The sequence below is a fragment of the Bacteroides sp. AM23-12 genome (genome assembly GCF_003434395.1).
GTDB classification, from domain to species: Bacteria; Bacteroidota; Bacteroidia; order Bacteroidales; family Bacteroidaceae; genus Bacteroides; species Bacteroides thetaiotaomicron.
This window is the reverse complement of record NZ_QTLF01000113.1, coordinates 1-653: the sequence shown is the minus strand read 5'-3', so window position 1 is coordinate 653 and position 653 is coordinate 1. Positions and strand designations below refer to the sequence as shown.

The following is a 653-nucleotide window of genomic DNA, read 5'->3' as shown; positions in this document are numbered from 1 at the left end:
GCGGGGACGATAACCACGTCACCTTCCTGAAGGCGGATGTCATCCTGCGTGTTGCCTTTCATGATAAATTCGTAAACATCGATGGTGGCGATATTCTTTCCGTTGCGTACCAACTGAACGTTTCGGAGGCTGCCGATATCACTCACGCCGCCTGCACGGTAAAGCGCGTGGAAGACGGTAGAGAAGGAAGAAAGGGCGTAGGTACCCGGCTGCACGACCTCTCCCATCACGTTGATCTGGATAGTACGGATATTACCCAAAGTCAGACGGATGTCGGAAGTAGGGTCGGTAGTATTGTTCAGACCGTTATAAATCTTATTCAGGGCGCCCTTCAGATAGTCGTTGGCGGCGGAGACTGTCATACCGCTAAGGTTGACAGGCCCGATCTTCTGAATATTGATGGTGCCTTCAGGAGAGATCTGCTGGCGGATCGTGTTCTGGCTGGCACCCCAGATATCGATGATGACTTCATCACCGGGACCCAGACGGTAATTGGCAGGAGTGGCAAGGTTGACACTAGGCTCGAACGTCAGGTTGCGGGTATTGAAGATGTTGCGCCCGAAAACCTGGTCCTCACGGGCCAAATCTTCCGTAGTCGGATGATCCTCCAGCATGTCGGAAGTATTCTCCTTAGTCTCTTCACGAAGGCGGGA

Annotated in this window: 1 protein-coding gene; it reads right to left on the bottom strand. The window is 53.0% G+C overall.

Annotated features, from left to right (window positions below):
* On the bottom strand, positions 1–653 hold a 653-nt coding region (locus DW640_RS23405; RefSeq protein ID WP_147326414.1), incomplete at both ends, for a polysaccharide biosynthesis/export family protein.